This window comes from Sphingomonas sp. PP-F2F-G114-C0414, assembly GCF_003688595.1.
Taxonomy (GTDB): Bacteria; Pseudomonadota; Alphaproteobacteria; order Sphingomonadales; family Sphingomonadaceae; genus Sphingomonas.
In genome coordinates this window covers 17,505-34,953 of sequence record NZ_RCWT01000016.1, presented here as the reverse complement: position 1 = coordinate 34,953, position 17,449 = coordinate 17,505, and the positions used below count along the sequence as shown (strand labels likewise).

Below are 17,449 nucleotides of genomic sequence, written 5' to 3'. Positions count from 1 at the left end.
GGCAAGCCCAGGGGCCGTGGGTCCTACAAACCTGACCGTGCAACCGGATCAGCGCCGCGATCTCGCCCCTTTGACCCCGGAAAGCGGGTATGGCGGGTATGGAACCTCGAATAACAGTCGCGAACTTTCGTTGTCGCTGTTGTGGCGCATCGCCGTCGAATGGCGCTGGCTGATCCTTGCAGCGATCGGCACTGGCATTGCTGCAGCGGTGCTCATCACGCTGCTGACACCTCTAAAGTATCGCTCCGTCGCCACGCTTGAGCTCAACCCACCAGAGGTAGAGATCATGGCAGACGAAGGGAATAAGGGTGGGCGGCAAAGCAGCGGGCGCAACGATACCAATTTCGTCGGCACGCAACTTTCCCTGCTTGGCAGTCGAGCGCTCGCCGAACGCGTCGCACAAAATCTTAATCTTGCTGCCGACCCGGCAATTGTCGGTGAGAGTACCGATCGCACCGCCAACACCGAGATCGCGGCAGGGTTCGTACAAGGCGGAACGAAGGTAAAGCTTCAGCCGCAGAGCATGATCGTTATCGTATCGTTCGTTGCACGCAATCCGCAACTTGCAGCGAAGGTCGTCAATGGTATCACCGACGCATATATCGCGACCAATCTAGAACGACGCTACCAGTCGTCATCCTACGCGCGGGAATTCCTTCAGCGCCAGATCGCGACCACACGGCGTGACCTGGAAAAGTCGGAACGCGGGCTTACCACCTATGCGCAACAGCAACGGCTGATCAGCACGGGTAGCAGCGAAGAAGGTAGCGACACCAATTCGCTCACCGGCAGTTCGCTCGTCTCGCTGAACACCGCTCTTGCCGCCACCCAGGCACGCCGGATCGCAGCCGAACAGAAATATCGCGAGGCGACCCTAGGCGGTGCAACGACTGAGGGAAGCGCTAACGCTGCACCGTTACGCGCGCAGATCGCTGCGCTCGATGCCGAATATCAGCAGAAACTCCAGACGTTCCGTCCCGACTATCCCGAAATGGTCGCGCTCAAGGCGCGCATCGATGCCTTACGGGCGTCAGTGGTCACCGAGACGCGCACCGCTAATTCTGATCGCGTCGGCACGCTCCGTCAGGATTTCCAGGCGGCACGCGCCGAGGAAGACCGACTTCGTGCGCAAGTGTCCGGGCTTAGCGGCACGGTGCTCAATCAACGTGGCCGGCTGATCCAGTATAACATTCTCAAGCGTGACGTTGATACCAACCGTACGCTCTACGATGCTCTTTTGCAGCGCTACAAGGAGATCGGGGTCGCTGGCGGTATTGGCACCGCAGTCGCATCGGTGGTCGATCGCGGCCTGGTTCCGGGCGGGGCGTTTTCCCCTAACCTGTATCTCAATCTTTTGATCGGTGCTGTGCTGGGCTTTGTTGCCGGCATGCTGGCCGCGATCGCCCTCGAGTTCATCAACGACACCATCAAGACACCCGACGACGTCCGCAACAAGCTGCAGCTACCTTTCCTGGGGGGCATCCCCACTGCCAAGAGTGCAAAGCCCGTCGAGGAATTGAAGGATACGCTGTCGCCGGTTGCCGAGGCCTATCTGTCGACCGCATCGGCCATGCAGTTCGTGACCGAAGGCGGCGCGCCCAAGACGCTGCTGGTCACCAGCACGCGTCCGGCAGAAGGTAAATCGACGTCGGCGTGGGCGCTCGCGCACAGCTTTACGCGGTTGGGCAAGTCCGTCCTGCTGATCGATGCCGACATGCGCCGTCCCGCCTTCGTTACCGGGCGCGACAATATCGGCCTGTCGCATATCCTCACCAACACGGGTTCGCTGAGCGAGCACGTCCTGCACACCGATGTGGAGGGATTGTGGATCATGCCATCGGGCACCATTCCACCGAGCCCACCCGAACTGATCGCCTCGGCACGCTTCGCGTCGCTGCTCGCCGACGCCTCCGCGACCTTCGACGTCGTCGTGATCGACGGTCCACCGATCCTTGGTCTCGCAGACTCTCCTTTGTTGTCGTCGATCGCGCAGGCGACGCTGATGGTGATCGAATCCGGCCGCACCAGAACACGGGCAGTCGTCGAAGCGCAAAACCGCCTGCGTACTGCAGGCGCGCATATGGTCGGCGCCATCCTCACGCGCTTTCAAGCGCAGGCATCGTACGGCTATGGCTATGGCTATGGACAGACCAAGGATCAGTATCGCTACGTTGCCGACGACAATGACAAGAAGCGCCGGATCATGCTGACGATGCACGATGAGCCGTAAGAACGGCAGACGTACGCCGCGCAACGCCCTGAGCGTTCGCGGCATGGCCTCTGCTGCTGTCCTGGCGGTCGCGGGCCTATCACTCGGTTGGCTGTCGTTCAAATCCGCGATGGTCAATACGCTGCCGGCTTCGTCAGGCGAAATCGCACGCTTGGCTGCCGATGATCCCGGCGTCGTACTAGGTAGAACGGCCACAAGGCTCGTCGCGCAACACGGTATCCTCGATGCGCAAACTCTCGACGCCGTCCGGCGGGCGGCTGCGGCCGCGCCGCTTGATGCGCGTGCCTATCTGATCCTCGGGCATCAACAGTTGCTCGACAATACACCGGACCGCGCGGTCGCGACGCTGGAAGCCGGACAACGGCTCGATCCGCGCCAGCGGTTGATTCATCTGCTGCTGCTCGATCGCTATCTGCGGACCGCGCACTACGCCGACGCCGCAACGCAATTCTCCGTCCTCGCACGCATTCTCGGCGCGGCGCAGGCACCGATTGCGACCGCGATGGCACAGATGACGATGGCGCCCGAAACCCGCGAGGCGGTCCGCCGCACGCTGAACACCGATCCGGTACTCGAACGCGCGGTGCTGATCGCTCTGGCCAAGTCGGCCATCGCGCCGGATGCGATCTTCGCGCTCGCGAGTCCGGCCGCGCGCGCCGATGCAGGCAATGCCGAGAGCTGGGGTCCCGTTCTGGTGAACCGACTCGTCGAGCGCAGCCAGTACGCAGCCGCACGGTCGGTATGGCAACGTATCTACGGCATATCAGCTGCGCAGGCGGCGATGCCGATCACCAATGCCGGGTTTCGCGAAACCAGGGCAGCCCCCCCGTTCGACTGGACGCTGACCGCCAGCAGCCTTGGCGCAGCGGATTTGCGGAGTGGGAGTATGGTGGTGGAGTATTATGGGCGGGACAGCGGTGCCTTGGCGAGCCAGTTGCTGGTGCTGCGGCCGGGGCGCTACCGCTTCGCGATAACCGTCGATCCGGGCAAGACCGATGCCACGACCACGCTAGCCTGGACGCTCGCGTGCAAGGCGGCAGCAGCCGACACGCGCGATCCGCTGATGACGCTTCCCGTCACCGCGACCACCAAACCGCACCGTATCGCGGCCGATGTCGTGGTGCCGGCAAACTGCCCGAGCCAGATCCTGACGCTGCGCGGCGAAGCCGGCGAGTTTCCCGCGCCGCTGAGCGTGACCCTGCGCGATCTGGATCTTCGCCCCGTACCGGACTCCACGCCATGATCCGCCACGCGATCGTTCCCGTCTTCCTGCTGGCCTGCCTGCTGCTCGGAGGTGCGAGCGCGGCGGGCTTCACCGCCAACTTCATTCTCCAGATCACGAGCCTGCCGCTGATCGGCTGGGCGCTGTGGACGATGCTGCAGGAGCACCCGCCAGCACAGATCCGCGCGCCGCTCGGCCTGCTCGCGATCTTCGTCGCGATCGCGGTGCTGCAACTCGTGCCCCTCCCGCCCGCGCTGTGGACTCTGCTGCCGGGTCGCGCGCCCGTCGTGGACGGCTATCGGCTGCTCGGCATCCCGCTGCCCTGGCTACCGCTGACGCTGGCGCCCGATATCGCGCTGTCGAGCCTGTTGTGGCTGCTGCCGGCGATCGCCGTGCTGTTGAGCGTGGTCGTGCTCGGCGCGTTTCGCGGTCGCTGGATCGCCGCGACGATCGTCGCGGTCACGCTCGCCTCGGTCGCGCTGGGCGCCTTGCAGGTCATCGGCGGGACCGGCGCCTACCTCTATGCGATCACCAATTACGGTGTCGCGGTCGGGTTCTTCGCCAACGCTAACCACAATGCGACGCTGCTGCTGGTCTGCATCCCGTTCCTCGCCGCGCTCCAGGCGACACTGCTGCGGCGCAGCAAATCGCAGCGCAGCGCCTCGGCGGTCCACCTGCTTGTGGGCGCGACCTATGCGGTCATCTTCGTCGGCCTGCTGATCAATTCCTCGCTCGCGGGGATCGGCCTCAGCGTACCTGTGGCGCTCGTCTCGTGGCTGACGTTCGGGCGGCGACGCAGCGCCGTCGTCCAGCGCGGCCTGATCGTCGCCACCGGGCTGGTCTCGCTGGCCGCCATCGTCACGATCGTCGTCGGTCCGTTCGGCAACAACCTGTTCGGCGCGCAAAAGGCCAATGCCGAGCTGTCGCGCCAGACCTCGTTCGCTCTCACCTTCCAGGCGGCACGCGCGTATTTCCCGATCGGCTCGGGCACCGCCAGCTTCCAGCCGATCTATCGCACGCAGGAGCCGCTCGCCTCGGTCACGCCGACCTACATGAACCATGCGCACAGCGACTGGCTCGAGCTGCTGCTCGAAACGGGCATTGTCGGGATCGCGTTCGCGGCGCTGTTCCTGGCGTGGTGGGTGGTGCGCCTGCGCGCGATCTGGCGCGCCGAGGAGCCCGATCCGTTCGCGCAGGCCGCTGTCATCGCGACCGCCGCGATCCTGCTGCACAGCGTCGTCGACTATCCGCTGCGCACCGCGGCGCTGTCCGCGGTCTTCGCCGCCTGCATCGGCCTGATGTCGGGGGTGCGCCCCTATACGCGACGCAGTCGTGCGCCGTCCTCCGCGCGGCACATGAGCCTGTAGCTCAGACGGGCGCGACCGCCGTTGTGCTGGTCGCCTCAGCGATCGCGCCGCCCGTCGCGGACGCGATCGCTTCCAGATAGCGCGCCTCGACGACCGACACGTCGAACTCGCGCTCGGCGATCTCGCGGCTGCGGCGCCCCATCGCCGCACGCGCGTCCGCGTCCAGGGCGAGGAACGCGAGCATCGCATCGGCGAGCGACCGTGCGTCGCGCACGGTGCACAGGAAGGCGTTCTCGCCGGCGCGCGCGATCTCGGTACAGCCGGGTACGTCGGTGGCGATCAAGGGCCGCCCCATTGCAGCCGCCTCGAGCAGCGAGCGCGGCATGCCCTCGCGGTACGACGGCAACACGACGGCAGCGGCGCGGACCAGATGCGGCCTGACATTGGCCGCCTCGCCGAGATAGCGCAGCGTGCCCTCCTGTTCCCAGCGTTGGACGGTCGCACGGTCGATCGCGGTGCGGTTCTGGACGTCGAGAAAGCCGAGCAGATGGAATTCGACATCGGGCCGGCTGGCGCGGACGATCCGCGCGGCATCGGCGAACTCGACCACGCCCTTGTCGCGCAACAGCCGCGCGACCATCAGCAGGACCAGAGGCGCCCCCTCCCCGGCAGGTTCGGGCACGAACTGCGCCAGATCGATCCCCGACCCCGGCAGCAGCGCGGTCCGCGCTTCGCGGACCAGCCGCTGCGCCACAAACAGATCGCGGTCGTGGCGGTTCTGGAAGAACACCGTCGCCGACCGTGCCAGCGCGGCCCGGTAGAGCAGCCGCACCACCCGCGTGACCAGGCCGATCTTGATGAACGCGGTGCCGAGCCCGGAGATGTTGTTGATGACCGGGATACCGAGCGCGTGCGCGGCCAGCGAGCCGTAGACATTGGGCTTGATCGTCCAGCCGAGGAACGCGACCGGCCGCACCTGTTTCAGGATACGGAGATACGCTGCGGCAAGCTTCAGATCGCGGACCGGCGAGAGCCCCTTGCTGTCGATCTCGATCGGGAAATATCGGACCCCCAGCGCGATTAGCGCCTCGCTATGTCCATCACGCGGCGCGATCGCGACGACGTCATAGCCTTCACGCTGCAGTCGAGCGATCAGGTTGCTGCGGAAATTCACGATGTTCCAGGAGGTATTGATCGACAATACGATAGCGCCAGCCATGACAGTCGGTTCATCCCTTTCCGGTTATGGCGCAGGCTCTACCGGCTAGACCTGCCAAGCGCGAGCGCTATAGCTGTGTCGGTGGATCGCATGGACGCCTCTTACATTGTGCCGAGGCAGACGTGACCGCGTATTGGATTTTGTTTGCGATATGGGCAGCCGGTGCGGTTCAGTTCGCCCGTCGGCAATATCAGGCGTATAATCGCGCATTCTATATTTTTGCCGCAACGCTGACTGCGTTGATGATCGGGCTCCGCTACAATGTCGGGGGCGACTGGTTCACCTATCTTAACATGTACGAGATCATTGCGTTTCAGACGCTCGGGCCTGCACTGACGACCACCGATCCGGGATATGCGTTTCTGAACTGGATATCCGCGGGCGCGGACTGGGGCATCTGGTTTCCGAACCTGGGGTGCGGCATCCTGTTCATGGCAGGCCTGGCGCGACTTGCGTGGCGGCAACCCAATCCGTGGTTGGCCGTCCTGGTCGCGGTGCCGTATCTCATCATCGTCGTCGCGATGGGCTATACACGCCAGGCTGCTGCGATCGGCATCATCTGCTGGGCCGTCGCCGATGCGTCGCCGAAGCGGCTGGGACGACTGGTGCTGATGATCGCCTTCGCGGCCCTGTTTCACAAGACCGCGATCCTGTTCCTGCCGATCCTCCTGCTGCCGGTGGTGGTGCGTAGTCCGTTGCTCGGCATCGTGGGTGCGGTCGCATTCGCGCTGCTGTTCAACGTTTTTCTGGGCAGTTCTTCCGACGACCTGATCAACAATTACGTCAACAGCGACTATAATTCGCAGGGTGCAGCCATTCGCGTAGCGATGAACGTGATCGCGGCCATTCTTATGCTGCTATTGCGAAATCGGCTCGGGCTGGAAGACTTTGCAAAGAGTTTTTGGACGAACTGCTCGATCCTATCGATCTTGTCTGTCATCGGCCTATTGGTATTTTCGGCCTCGTCAGGCGTCGATCGCATCGCCCTGTTCCTGATCCCGTTACAGGTGGTGACGTTCTCGCGTATTCCCTACGCGCTATCGACCACCGGCCGACCGCATTTGTCGGGAGTGCTGGTGGTAATCGGTTACAGTTTTGCAGTTCAGTTCGTTTGGCTCAATTTTGCCGATAACGCTGAGCTGTGGAAACCGTACGATACAGTGCTTAGGGCAGATGACCTCGGACAATAGCTGGCTTGATCAGACCTCGACGTCGACGCTGGACGTCGGACCCGCTGTCATAAACACCCGTAAATCATCGGGAAGAATATATCGAGAGTTTGGGTCCCGCATACGACATCGATGACGCGTCGAGATCGTCTGAGCCTGCTCATTGCACTGCCGTGGTGCGACTGATACTGGCGGCGAATGAATGCTTTTCAACCTGATGACAGCCAAATGCCGTCTGTCGAAGTACCATTGCAAGGTACGTCCGACCCGCTGATTCGGCAATTGCCGGTACTGGGCGATCACCGCGGCAGCCTGATCGCGATCGAGGGGGGGAGCACCGTACCGTTCGACGTGAAACGCATTTACTACATCTTCGGGACGCAGCCGGGAGTGGAGCGGGGGTTTCACGCGCACGTCGCCTTGCGCCAGCTTGCGGTCTGCGTGGCGGGGAGCTGCGAGATGATCTTGGACGATGGGCAGGAAAGAACCGCGTATTTGCTCGATCGTCCCGATCGTGGGCTTCTGATCCAGGCCATGATGTGGCGGGAAATGCGTAACTTTTCTGCAGATGCCGTGCTGCTCGTCCTCGCAGACCATGCCTATGACGAAGCCGACTACATACGCGACTATGACCGCTTCCTCGAAACGGTTAGCAGGCTAGCATGACGATTTCCTTCCTCGAATTAAAACCTATCTACGACGAGTTGAAGGACGAGATCGATACCGCGATCGCCGAGGTCATGGCCAGCGGCTGGTTCGTGGGCGGCCCCATCTGCACGCGGTTCGAAGAGCGTTTTGCTGATTTCTGCGGTGCCAAGCACTGCGTCGGCGTGGGCAACGGGCTGGATGCCCTTCACCTGGCGATCCGCGCGCTGGGCATCGGTGCCGGCGACGAGGTCATCATCGCCAGCAATTCGTTCGTAGCGACGGCGCTGGCCATAACGATGGCTGGCGCTACACCGATTTTCGTCGAACCGGATCCGATCAGCAGCAATCTTGATCCCTTGCTGATCGAGGCGCGGATTACGCCCCGAACCCGGGCGATAATCCCGACGCACCTATACGGCCAGCCGGCCGATATGGCGCCGATCAAGGATATCGCCGACCGCCATGGCCTGAGACTGATCGAGGATGCGGCCCAGGCGCATGGTGCGCGATATCGAGGACAGCGCGTCGGCAGCGGATATGGCGATATCGTCTGCTGGAGCTTCTATCCGTCGAAAAATCTCGGCGCTTTGGGCGATGGCGGAGCGATCACGACCGACGATGCCGACCTCGCCGAACGTATCCGCGTCCTGGGGAATTACGGTTCGCGTCTGCGTTACGTGAACGACGAGCGCGGGGTCAATTCCCGGCTCGATCCGCTTCACGCCGCGGTGCTGGCGGCGAAACTGCCCTATCTCGACGCGTGGAACGCCCGCCGTGCCCAGGTCGCGGCCCTCTATCTGACCGAGTTGGCGGATTGCCCGATCCAGTTGCCGCATGTGCCCGAATGGGCCAACCCCGTCTGGCATCTGTTCGTCATCCACTCGCCACACCGCGACGCGATCCGTACCGCCCTGGCGGAGCAGGGAATCGCGACTCAGCTCCACTATCCGATCCCGCCCCATCTGCAGCAGGCCTATGCCGATCTGGGGCTTGGCAAAGGTAGCTTCCCGATCGCCGAGCGGCTTGCCCGAGAAACGCTGAGCCTGCCCATAGGACCGCATCTTGCCCTCGACGATGCCAGGCGAGTTGCCGAGGCTATCAGGAAGTGTGTGATATAAGCCGATCGCTGCCTGATATGGCGATCTTTTCAATCAATCGCGTGTCCTGTTCACACGGATCAGGGCACCGCCGGGCGCCAGATACGATACCTATGCGGCATGTTACTCAATGCCATTTCAACAGGATCATCCATGATCAATTCTGAGCACCCCTTGGTCAGTGTAATCATCCCCGCCTATAATCACGATAAATATGTCGAGCGCGCAATTCGCAGCGTCTTGACCCAGACCTATCGCCACATCGAGTTGATCGTGGTCGATGATGGATCAACCGATGATACGCTCGCGGTGATAGAGCAGGTTCGCAGCAAGTCGGAAAAAGACTTCAAGATCATAGCGAAAAAGAATGGCGGCGTATCGTCCGCACTGAATGCCGGCATAGCCGCTTCGCACGGTGAATATATTGCGATACTGGCGTCGGACGACTGGTTCCTGCCCGAAAAGATCGCGCGGCAAATCGCGATGTTCAGCGCGGCAGGTCCGACGACGGGCATGGTCCACGCCAACGGTTTGATTCAGAGCGAGGACGGCGGACCACCGGTGAATCTGCTTGGCAGCTATCGGCCCGCCGAAGGTTTGTGTTTCAAGGAACTCGTTGCTCGCGGCGTTACCGCGATCGCACCAAGTATCATGGTAAGGCGATCGGTGGTCGACCAAGTCGGCGGATTTGACGAAACGCTCGTTGGCGAGGATCTGGATTTTTATGCAGCGGTCGCTGCCCATGGCTACGCGATCGGATTTGATCCGACCCCACAAATCGTGAAATCCGCCCGAGCAGACAATCTGGCGACGAGGGTCGAGTTGTTCTTCAACGATCCGTTCATAACGCTTGCCAAATATCGCGACCGTTTCACCGCAGCAGAATATCTGGCGATGGAGAACGGTTTTTATGCCGGCATGGGTCGCGCTTCGGCGGGAGTCGGTGAGTTTGCCTTGTCTTGGAAGGCGTATCTGACGCTCTTCCGCCGACGGCGAAATGCCGCACCCCTTGTGGAATTCGCCGCTCAGAACGCACGATACCTCGTACTTGCCGCCTTACCGCGACCTCTGCGCTCCCGTCTCAGACGCGCGCGCGCCGACATTCGTTCTAAAGCCGATAGGTGACAGTGCGGCTCACCTAGCTTTCGATGTTTGTCTAAGCTGTTGCAGGCGGGTTCGTGCGATCATGGGCAGAACGCGGATTCCAACGGCGCTCTTCATCCATCGGCGACTTGCGAAGCGGAACGTCATCAGTCGCGACGATGTGCTCAGATCGCTCCATCGGCCTACGCGATCGAAATAGGCAATATCGCGATCGATCCGGTTGGATAAGGGGAATTCGCCTTCAGCCTGCCGCCCATGCCATCTCCTGAAACTGTCGAGCGTTGTCCCGAAGGCGGCAGAACGCCGCTGCCATTCACGGTCTGCCCGTTCGATCGCTTCGCGATCGGTCCCGGCTGCGCTCTCGAAATTGGTCAGCGCGCCCGAATGGCGGCGATATTGGACCAGCACGTCGGGAACATGGGCAATGCGAGCGCCCATCGACGCGAACGCCAACCCGAGCCAGGTATCTTCGAACAAGACCATCTCGTCGTCCCGGGGTCGGCCCAGCGCCTTCAATTGCTCTATGTCGTAGACCGACGAGGCGCCGTGGATGTTTATCCCCTTGGTCTCGGGAATATAGTCCTGCGGGGAAAATCCTGAATCGTCGAACCGGTAATGATCGTCGATGATCGTGCCGATGTCGTCGATCACCGCATAGTCGGCGAACGCAGCCGCATAGGGCTGGCGGGACCATGCAGTGGCCATAACCTCGGTGCGCCGGGGCAGCGACACGTCATCCGCCGCGCTGACGATAAGCAAACTGCCCGATGCCAGCTCGGCTATGTCCAGGAGGTGATGAAGGACCCCGCGATTGGTCGGGCTACGGCGCACCACAAGGCGATGTGGCCCCTCGTACGTCGCCGCGACCGCCTCCATACGGCGCATCGTTCCGTCGGACGAACCGTCGTCACTGACGATGATCTCCAAATTTTTGTAGGTCTGGGCAAACACCGCACGCATCGCGGTTTCGACGAACTGCTCCTGGTTGAACGCCATGATGCAAAAGGTGAGCAAGGGCGGTTTAGCGGTCGCTACGACGCTATCATCCGGCATGGTGCTTGTACTGGTCATTGGACGGCCCGCGCGGGATTGCCCACCATCGTCGCCCCCGCCGGCACGTCGCGGGTCACGACGGCCCCCGCGCCGATCATCGCGCCTTTGCCGATACGCACGCCCGGCAATATGATCGCACCGGCACCGATGCTAGCCCCCTGCTCGACCACGGTTTGCGCGTAAGCCGTGGGATGCTGCTTGGAACGGGGCCGCTTGTCGTTGGTAAAGGTGGCATTGGGCCCGCAGAAAACGTCATTCTCCAGCGTTATGCCATCCCAGACATAGACGCCGCACTTCAGTGTCACGCGGTCGCCCAATATCGCGCCGCCCTCGACCAAAGTATGGGCGTTCAGATTGCAATCTCGACCGATCACGGCACCGGCCAGGACAACGGAGAACTGCCAGATGCGGGTCCCCTCCCCGATGACATCGGACATCACGTTTGCCAAAGGGTGAATCATCTTGGGTATCCGATATGGAGAGAATTGGTGCACGGTCCTGAGGATGACGCCTACGGAGTACGTAACCGTCACGCGGTATCGTTCACTCTAACTTGCGCAGCCAGACGAAGAGGTTGCGGCGGTCGTGATGCTGATACCAGGGGCGGATCATCTCCTTTGCAAACGTTTTCGGTTTGCCGAGATCGACAGCGCCGCGGTGCTGCAAGAAGGCAAACCGATGACGCATGCTTGGCAGGACCGGCTCCAGCCCTGCAGCGGCTGCCATCGCCTCGATTGCCGGCCGGGAGAAGAGGTTGACATGTTCCAGCGGTTGAACCGGCACGATCGTCGGATAATCGCCGGCATACTCTCCATCGCGCAGAAGCTTTATGAGCGACATCCGGTCCGGGGCGGTCGGCACCGATATCTTCAAGATGCCACCAGTGCGCAGCGCCTGAGCCAGATGCCGGAGCATATCGAGCGGCGCGATCAGATGCTCGAACACCTGCTCGGTGTTGATGAAATCGAACTGAAGCGTATCGATCTCTTCCAGATCGACGGCCTTCACTCCGTGTGAACGCGCGAAATCCATGCGCGACTGCGACAGGTCGGATCCGTAGGATTGGCAACCGAGGATCGCTGCTATGCGCGCCCACAATGCCCACCCCATGCCGAAATCCAACGTCCGCAACTCCTGTAGCGGAACGCCCAGATACGACGCGGCGGCCATCACCTCATGTGCATCGCGGGACAGCAGCGGCGCCCGGATATCGCGCCGGTACGTATCGATTTCCGCTTCCGGATCCTGCGGGTTCTCGACCCAATCGGTATAGAGATCGCGCAACAGCTCGTCCGAACCGACATTATGCTGATATACCAGATCGCATTTTGCGCATTGATCAAGTCGGTAGGTCGCTCGTGAAAGCCTTGCGGTATCGACGCCGTAATAGGTCCGGACAAACGTACCGATCCCGGCCTGATCAAACCCGCTTTCGAACAATATCGTGCTGTCCGGGCATTCACACGCAGGGCAAACCGTCCGAGCCTCAAAATCATATAATGACCGAGAGGGCGTTCCAAATGCTGTCATATCGCCTCCAGTGCGGTCGCATAATCGCCGACGGCACGATCCAAAGAGAAGTGTGCAAGACCGATCTCGCGCGCGTATCGCCGAATGTCTTCGGCGTCGGCCGTCATCAACCGTTCTTCTAGCCACTCGGCCGCAGCATCGTGGCCTGCACTTTCGTCCATGAAGACCCCTGCCGCGACCGCGCTCCGCACATCACCGATCGCTGCCGTGCCGACCACTGGCGTTCCACACAATAGATATTCGGCGACCTTGACCGGTGCGACCGCGCGCATGGAGAATCCGGTGTTCCGGTATGCGGTAGCGAGGTCGGCGCTGGCAAGATAGGCCGATACCGCATCGGGTGGGACACGGCGGACGATCACATGGTGCGGGCTGTACGGCACAGCGGCCAAGGCGTCAGGCACCAGGTCGGGCGAGCCGGTCAGGATCAACAGCTTGGCATCAGGCCGCTTGCGCCGCACCGCAGCCAGCAATCCGACGCTTTCCTCCAGCCGATATTGCGGCCCCACGGATCCGGCATACACAATCAGCGGCGTATCCGTCGCCACCCCCAATTCGGTCCGGATACGCACCCGTTCGGCTTGCGGGATGGGCGCGAACAGCGTTGCGTCGCGCCCATTGGTGACGATGCGCACCCGGGCCGGCGATACCACCGGCCCGGCACGTGCGAGAAGGATATCCCGGGCCGCATCGGTTCTGGCGATCGTGATATCGGCCTTCCGAACCATCGACGCCTCGATCTCGCGGAGCAAACGATAGGGCGCACCATTCGCATCGACACCCGCGAACTCCACCCGCTCGTCGGCCGGCAGTCCGTCCGCGTCGAATATGATAGGCTGCGTCCAGCGACGCCCTGCCAGAATGGCCAGCGCCGGCATCAGGCTACGCGGCATGATGACATCGCTACCGAACGCCGCAGCGGCCGACCGCACGGCTCGCGCGCCGACGACTGCAGTTGCCATCGCCCCCATGCTGCCCCCGCGCCGCAGAACATTGTGAAGGCGGAGGCCGATACCGGCATCGGCGCAGACGCGCTTCAGCGGCTCGGCGGTGTCATCGGAACCCCAGCGGAACTGCACGATGTCGAAATGAAACCCCCTGCCCCCAAGAGCCTTGAAGATCGGAACGAAGAGACCTTCGACATAGCTGACCTGCGGGCCATCCCATGTGACGAAAAGAACTCTCTTCACCTATGGCGACCATGACGGAGTGACAAAAAAGGGCGAAGCAGGTATATCGCGACCCTATATGGCATATCCAGAATATGCCAAGGTATATCAAGTGCAACTACACTTTTAGCAATATCCAATATTACCGGCTTATCTTTGGCAAACGGAATTCCCCTTTTGACGATAGCCAGTAGATTTAAAATAATGTTGTTCCTCGCGATGCGTAACTTGTTAACGGCAACACCATGTTGGATAGCAAGCCGTAAAGTTCGCATATTTGTAAGAGCCTGCCCTAATATTTGCTGAGCAGTATATTCGCGAGTCCTGTCACGATATAGGTAAACTCCCTGATTTCCACCTACCTGTGCAGCAGATAGAAAAATATATCGCGTAATTACCTCGTCATCCGAGTGACCATGAAAATCAAAGTCATTTGTGGCCGTATCGTAAACTTCTCTTTTAAATACACCCATAGGATGAATTGCCCACCCACCGATCGTTCGACCAAAAGCCTCATTTCCACTAATAACTTCTGTTAACGGCGGTATATAAAAATGAGTCTTTCCACTTGAATCAAGTCTTAGCATAGTATATATTGAAATGTCGAGCTGACGATTAACTAGGTCCGAAGCCGCATCTCTTACTGCGTTGGGACCAAGAATATCATCTGAGTCGAGAAAGGTGATCAATGGATAGGACGATAATGCTATGGCTTGGTGCCGAGCCCTTGCCGCCCCCACATTAGCAGAGTTACGAACTATTTTAACTTTAGGTATATTCGCCAAGGTTACCAATGAAACCGAATTATCCGTTGAGGCATTGTCAATGACAATGACCTCACCAATCATGTCATCGGTAGTATCGATGGAGTTAAGACACTCAATAATATAGGATGCGTCGTTCCACATTGGAACAATGACCGATACTAGCGTCATAAGCGTACCGCCCCTTTGAATTTTCCGATGATCCGCCTCAGGCGTTCGCCTATGGCTGCATCAGCGGCGCCTATCGCTTTCAGTCCACGGACTCCGAAAACTGTTGCGACCAGCATACCGACCATAAGCCCTGCAATGTGCGATTCAATCGAAACGAGGCATATGCCAACTGCGCTAGCGCACACGACCAGAGTTACTGCCCAGTTTTCCCATGATAATCTTACACCCCGCCGCATACTTAATATCACCGACACTGCAACCGACGATATCAGGCCGGCAGCATATCCAACGGCAATACTGTTGAGGCCCATAGTCGCAAAGAATATCCATGGCACTCCAACCAAAAATACGTCAAAAGCTAATTCCGCTGCAATAAATCCTAACACACTACGTGTAACTATAAGAATATATCCAAGCGCCCAACTTAGTATTTTCAGACTGTCCGCAGCTACTTGCCACTGAAACAATGGCACGGCATTAGAAAAATCTTTACTGTATAGTAATGGCATAATCCATGGCGCTGCAGCTACTGCTGATATTAATATCGGCGCCGATAATATCAATGCTAGCCTATATTGCTCATTCAATATATCCGTAAGGCCGGAAGAATTATCTGCTGAAGAACTAAGTTTAGGGAAATATTCTACGCTCATAGCGGCCAAAACTATGCTGAGATTCACATTGGTTAGGGTGTAGGCTGCCTGAAAGAAGCCCGCTGCCTGAAGATTACCGCGTTCGGTAATAATCCACCTTACCCAAAGCTGGCCAAAATTGCCTATCCAAGCCGCTACGGATACGCCGATACCGAGCATCAAGAGCGCACGCCACTCGCCCAGAACCGCTTTATCAAACCGGCGCCAAGGCATGCGGGGCACTCGACGAAAATAGGGAACCGTAACCAGCAAACTTGCCAACGGCATTGCAAGCACCGCCATATACAGGCCCGGTGTTCCAGTCGCGGCAACCGCGATTACGCCAGCAATCGCACCGAGCACAGAACCATAAATGCGGATACGGGCAATATCGCCGATACGGCTGTAAACCTGAAGAAAGACAAGTTGCGCGGCGTTGATCACCGCGACTGCAACCGCCAGAGCAATCCACGGCACGGTTGGCGAAGCGCCGGCACCATCTGTATAGAACCTCTCAAACCCCCACAGACCGACCCCGCCGACGACCGCCGCGACAAGCGCAAAATACCAGACCGCAGACTCTGCTAAAGACCTCGCTTCGGTGTCGGTATCATGCTCGCTAATTTGCCGCACACCGCTGACGCCAAGATTCAGGCCCGCTAAAGCGGAGCCCGTGGACCATAGTACGTTAAGTAGGCCAAACAGACCGACTCCGGCAGGGCCCGTTAAGAGCGCAATTACCTTCATCCGGCCAAGACCAACTAGCAGCGATATCACCGTAGCTCCGCCGATCAGCCCGGTGGACCGCAGCGTCCGCTTCATCGATTCGTTGCTGTTTTCCACGGCGCTATTTTCCAAGGCTATTTCCCACGGCGCCGACCTTGCGCAGCATCACGGAAGGCATTGGCCATTGCCGATCGTTGCGACTGGAGTGAATACTGCGCCTCGACCCGCGCCCTGCCATTCGCGCCCATGGCAGCCCGCAGCCCGGCATCGTTCATCAGCAAACCGATGCGATCACGCCAAGCCTCGGGCGACGTGCACAGAAAACCCGTCCTGCCGTCTTCGACGATCTGGGCATTCACCCCTACCGGCGACGCAAGCGTGGGAAGTCCGCACGCCATGTATTGAATCAGCTTGTACCCGCACTTGCCACGCGCCCATGGCTCATCCGGCAACGGCATGATGCCGATATCGATCTGCTGGACTTCGGCGATCTCAGTCGCTTCCTGCCACGGAATATTGTCCACGCCCGCATGGCGATCTGCCATCGGCCCTGCACCGACCGCGCGAAACCGCCAGCCTGCGCGCTCGATAAGAGGCAGCAACTCGGGCAATATCGGTTCGACATAGCGCCATGTCGATGGCGACCCGATCCATCCTACCGTCCCACCCCTGGACGTTGGCGAACTGTCCTGCTTCGTGGGAATATAGGCCTCGATGTCGACCACGGTGGGAATGATCCTGACATCGGCGTGCGATCGCACATACTCCGCCAGATACGCATTGCCAGCGACGACCAGCGCCGCATGGTCGAGCAAGGTGGCGATCTTCCCACCTAGTGCCTTGCGGACAGCACCATTGGCATGAGCATCATATTGATGGAAGATCGCGTCATCCATATCGACCATGAATGGCGGGCCGCCCTTCATCGCCAGCAGCTCCACAAATGCCGGCATGAAAGGCAGCGCCTCGAAATGTATCCAATTCAGATCATAGTCGTGGTTCTTCAACAGAACGCCAAGCCTGTTGATATAGGACTTTGCGACCAACACTCTGTTTTTGGGTTTGCTTTGCGCCAAATCACTTAGATATTGCGCGTTGAACAAAGGCTTTACGTCAACCTCGATTCCCTGATCGGCCAAAATCGGCAGATATTGCAAAAGGCGTTGTCGCGTACTTGCGGCTTGCCTTTCATATTTGGTGAGGGCAAGAACACGCATATACTGTTACAATTTCTCTTTGTCGGCTAGCCGCTTGCTGCGCTCCTCATGGTGCCGGTTTGTTACACGGTAAAGCTTTTTTTGCCATCGTCCGACGTAGCGGTTTCCAGTGCGCATGCCTGTTGCCCACCGGACTTTGATTTATAGGTCAAACGCTATCCATTCGTTCGTAGAGCCTTCGACGGTCTTCG

15 protein-coding genes are annotated in these 17,449 nt (G+C 59.9%); 7 read left to right on the top strand and 8 right to left on the bottom strand.

Features of this window, described 5'->3' with window-relative positions:
• Positions 1-37 precede the first annotated feature (37 nt).
• The 3 genes from C8J47_RS17925 to C8J47_RS17915 are packed head-to-tail and all read left to right on the top strand — an operon-like array spanning position 38 to position 4,819.
• A complete protein-coding gene (locus C8J47_RS17925) occupies positions 38-2,230 on the top strand; it encodes a polysaccharide biosynthesis tyrosine autokinase (protein WP_259467637.1) in 2,193 nt (730 codons plus the stop codon).
• Positions 2,220-3,473: a hypothetical protein gene (locus tag C8J47_RS17920; protein ID WP_259467636.1), complete on the top strand. Its 1,254-nt coding sequence runs from the start codon at positions 2,220-2,222 to the stop codon at positions 3,471-3,473. Before C8J47_RS17925 ends, C8J47_RS17920 begins: the two co-directional genes overlap by 11 nt.
• Positions 3,470-4,819 carry an O-antigen ligase family protein gene (locus C8J47_RS17915; RefSeq protein ID WP_121886830.1) on the top strand — a complete coding sequence of 450 codons (1,350 nt, stop codon included), beginning with the start codon at positions 3,470-3,472 and terminating at the stop codon, positions 4,817-4,819. Before C8J47_RS17920 ends, C8J47_RS17915 begins: the two co-directional genes overlap by 4 nt.
• A gap of 1 nt (position 4,820) precedes the next feature.
• On the opposite strand, the gene C8J47_RS17910 is transcribed toward C8J47_RS17915, so the two are convergent.
• Positions 4,821-5,978: a glycosyltransferase family 4 protein gene (locus tag C8J47_RS17910; RefSeq protein WP_121886829.1), complete on the bottom strand. Its 1,158-nt coding sequence runs from the start codon at positions 5,976-5,978 to the stop codon at positions 4,821-4,823.
• Positions 5,979-6,100: 122 nt separating this feature from the next.
• Between C8J47_RS17910 and C8J47_RS17905 the strand changes: the two genes are divergently transcribed.
• The 4 genes from C8J47_RS17905 (at position 6,101) to C8J47_RS17890 (ending at position 10,017) form a co-directional block, all read left to right on the top strand.
• Complete coding sequence (locus C8J47_RS17905; RefSeq protein ID WP_183129167.1) at positions 6,101-7,168, top strand: EpsG family protein; 1,068 nt, start codon at positions 6,101-6,103, stop codon at positions 7,166-7,168.
• Between the two features lie 177 nt (positions 7,169-7,345).
• Positions 7,346-7,813: an FdtA/QdtA family cupin domain-containing protein gene (locus C8J47_RS17900; RefSeq protein WP_259467635.1), complete on the top strand. Its 468-nt coding sequence runs from the start codon at positions 7,346-7,348 to the stop codon at positions 7,811-7,813.
• Positions 7,810-8,913, top strand: coding sequence for a DegT/DnrJ/EryC1/StrS aminotransferase family protein (locus tag C8J47_RS17895; protein ID WP_121886826.1), 1,104 nt, complete (start codon positions 7,810-7,812; stop codon positions 8,911-8,913). The genes C8J47_RS17900 and C8J47_RS17895 overlap by 4 nt, the downstream gene beginning before the upstream one ends.
• A gap of 99 nt (positions 8,914-9,012) precedes the next feature.
• Entirely contained in the window at positions 9,013-10,017 is a 1,005-nt protein-coding gene (locus tag C8J47_RS17890) for a glycosyltransferase family A protein (RefSeq protein WP_121886825.1), read from the top strand.
• 9 nt (positions 10,018-10,026) lie between these two features.
• Here the strand turns inward: C8J47_RS17890 and C8J47_RS17885 are convergent, their stop codons facing one another.
• The 7 genes from C8J47_RS17885 to C8J47_RS17855 all read right to left on the bottom strand — a co-directional run bounded on the left by C8J47_RS17885 (position 10,027) and on the right by C8J47_RS17855 (position 17,258).
• A complete protein-coding gene (locus C8J47_RS17885) occupies positions 10,027-11,067 on the bottom strand; it encodes a glycosyltransferase family A protein (RefSeq protein WP_121886824.1) in 1,041 nt (346 codons plus the stop codon).
• Positions 11,064-11,510 (bottom strand): acyltransferase, encoded by a 447-nt coding sequence (locus C8J47_RS19745; RefSeq protein ID WP_056056234.1) that lies wholly within the window; start codon positions 11,508-11,510, stop codon positions 11,064-11,066. The genes C8J47_RS17885 and C8J47_RS19745 overlap by 4 nt, the downstream gene beginning before the upstream one ends.
• An 82-nt stretch (positions 11,511-11,592) precedes the next feature.
• Positions 11,593-12,489, bottom strand: coding sequence for a bifunctional 2-polyprenyl-6-hydroxyphenol methylase/3-demethylubiquinol 3-O-methyltransferase UbiG (locus C8J47_RS17875; protein ID WP_183129165.1), 897 nt, complete (start codon positions 12,487-12,489; stop codon positions 11,593-11,595).
• Between the two features lie 86 nt (positions 12,490-12,575).
• Entirely contained in the window at positions 12,576-13,658 is a 1,083-nt protein-coding gene (locus tag C8J47_RS17870; protein ID WP_183129164.1) for a glycosyltransferase, read from the bottom strand.
• 107 nt (positions 13,659-13,765) lie between these two features.
• Positions 13,766-14,683 carry a glycosyltransferase family 2 protein gene (locus C8J47_RS17865; RefSeq protein ID WP_121886821.1) on the bottom strand — a complete coding sequence of 306 codons (918 nt, stop codon included), beginning with the start codon at positions 14,681-14,683 and terminating at the stop codon, positions 13,766-13,768.
• Positions 14,680-16,173 (bottom strand): oligosaccharide flippase family protein, encoded by a 1,494-nt coding sequence (locus C8J47_RS17860; protein WP_121886820.1) that lies wholly within the window; start codon positions 16,171-16,173, stop codon positions 14,680-14,682. Before C8J47_RS17860 ends, C8J47_RS17865 begins: the two co-directional genes overlap by 4 nt.
• A 2-nt stretch (positions 16,174-16,175) precedes the next feature.
• Positions 16,176-17,258 carry a glycosyltransferase family 4 protein gene (locus C8J47_RS17855; RefSeq protein WP_121886819.1) on the bottom strand — a complete coding sequence of 361 codons (1,083 nt, stop codon included), beginning with the start codon at positions 17,256-17,258 and terminating at the stop codon, positions 16,176-16,178.
• Between the last annotated feature and the right edge of the window lie 191 nt (positions 17,259-17,449).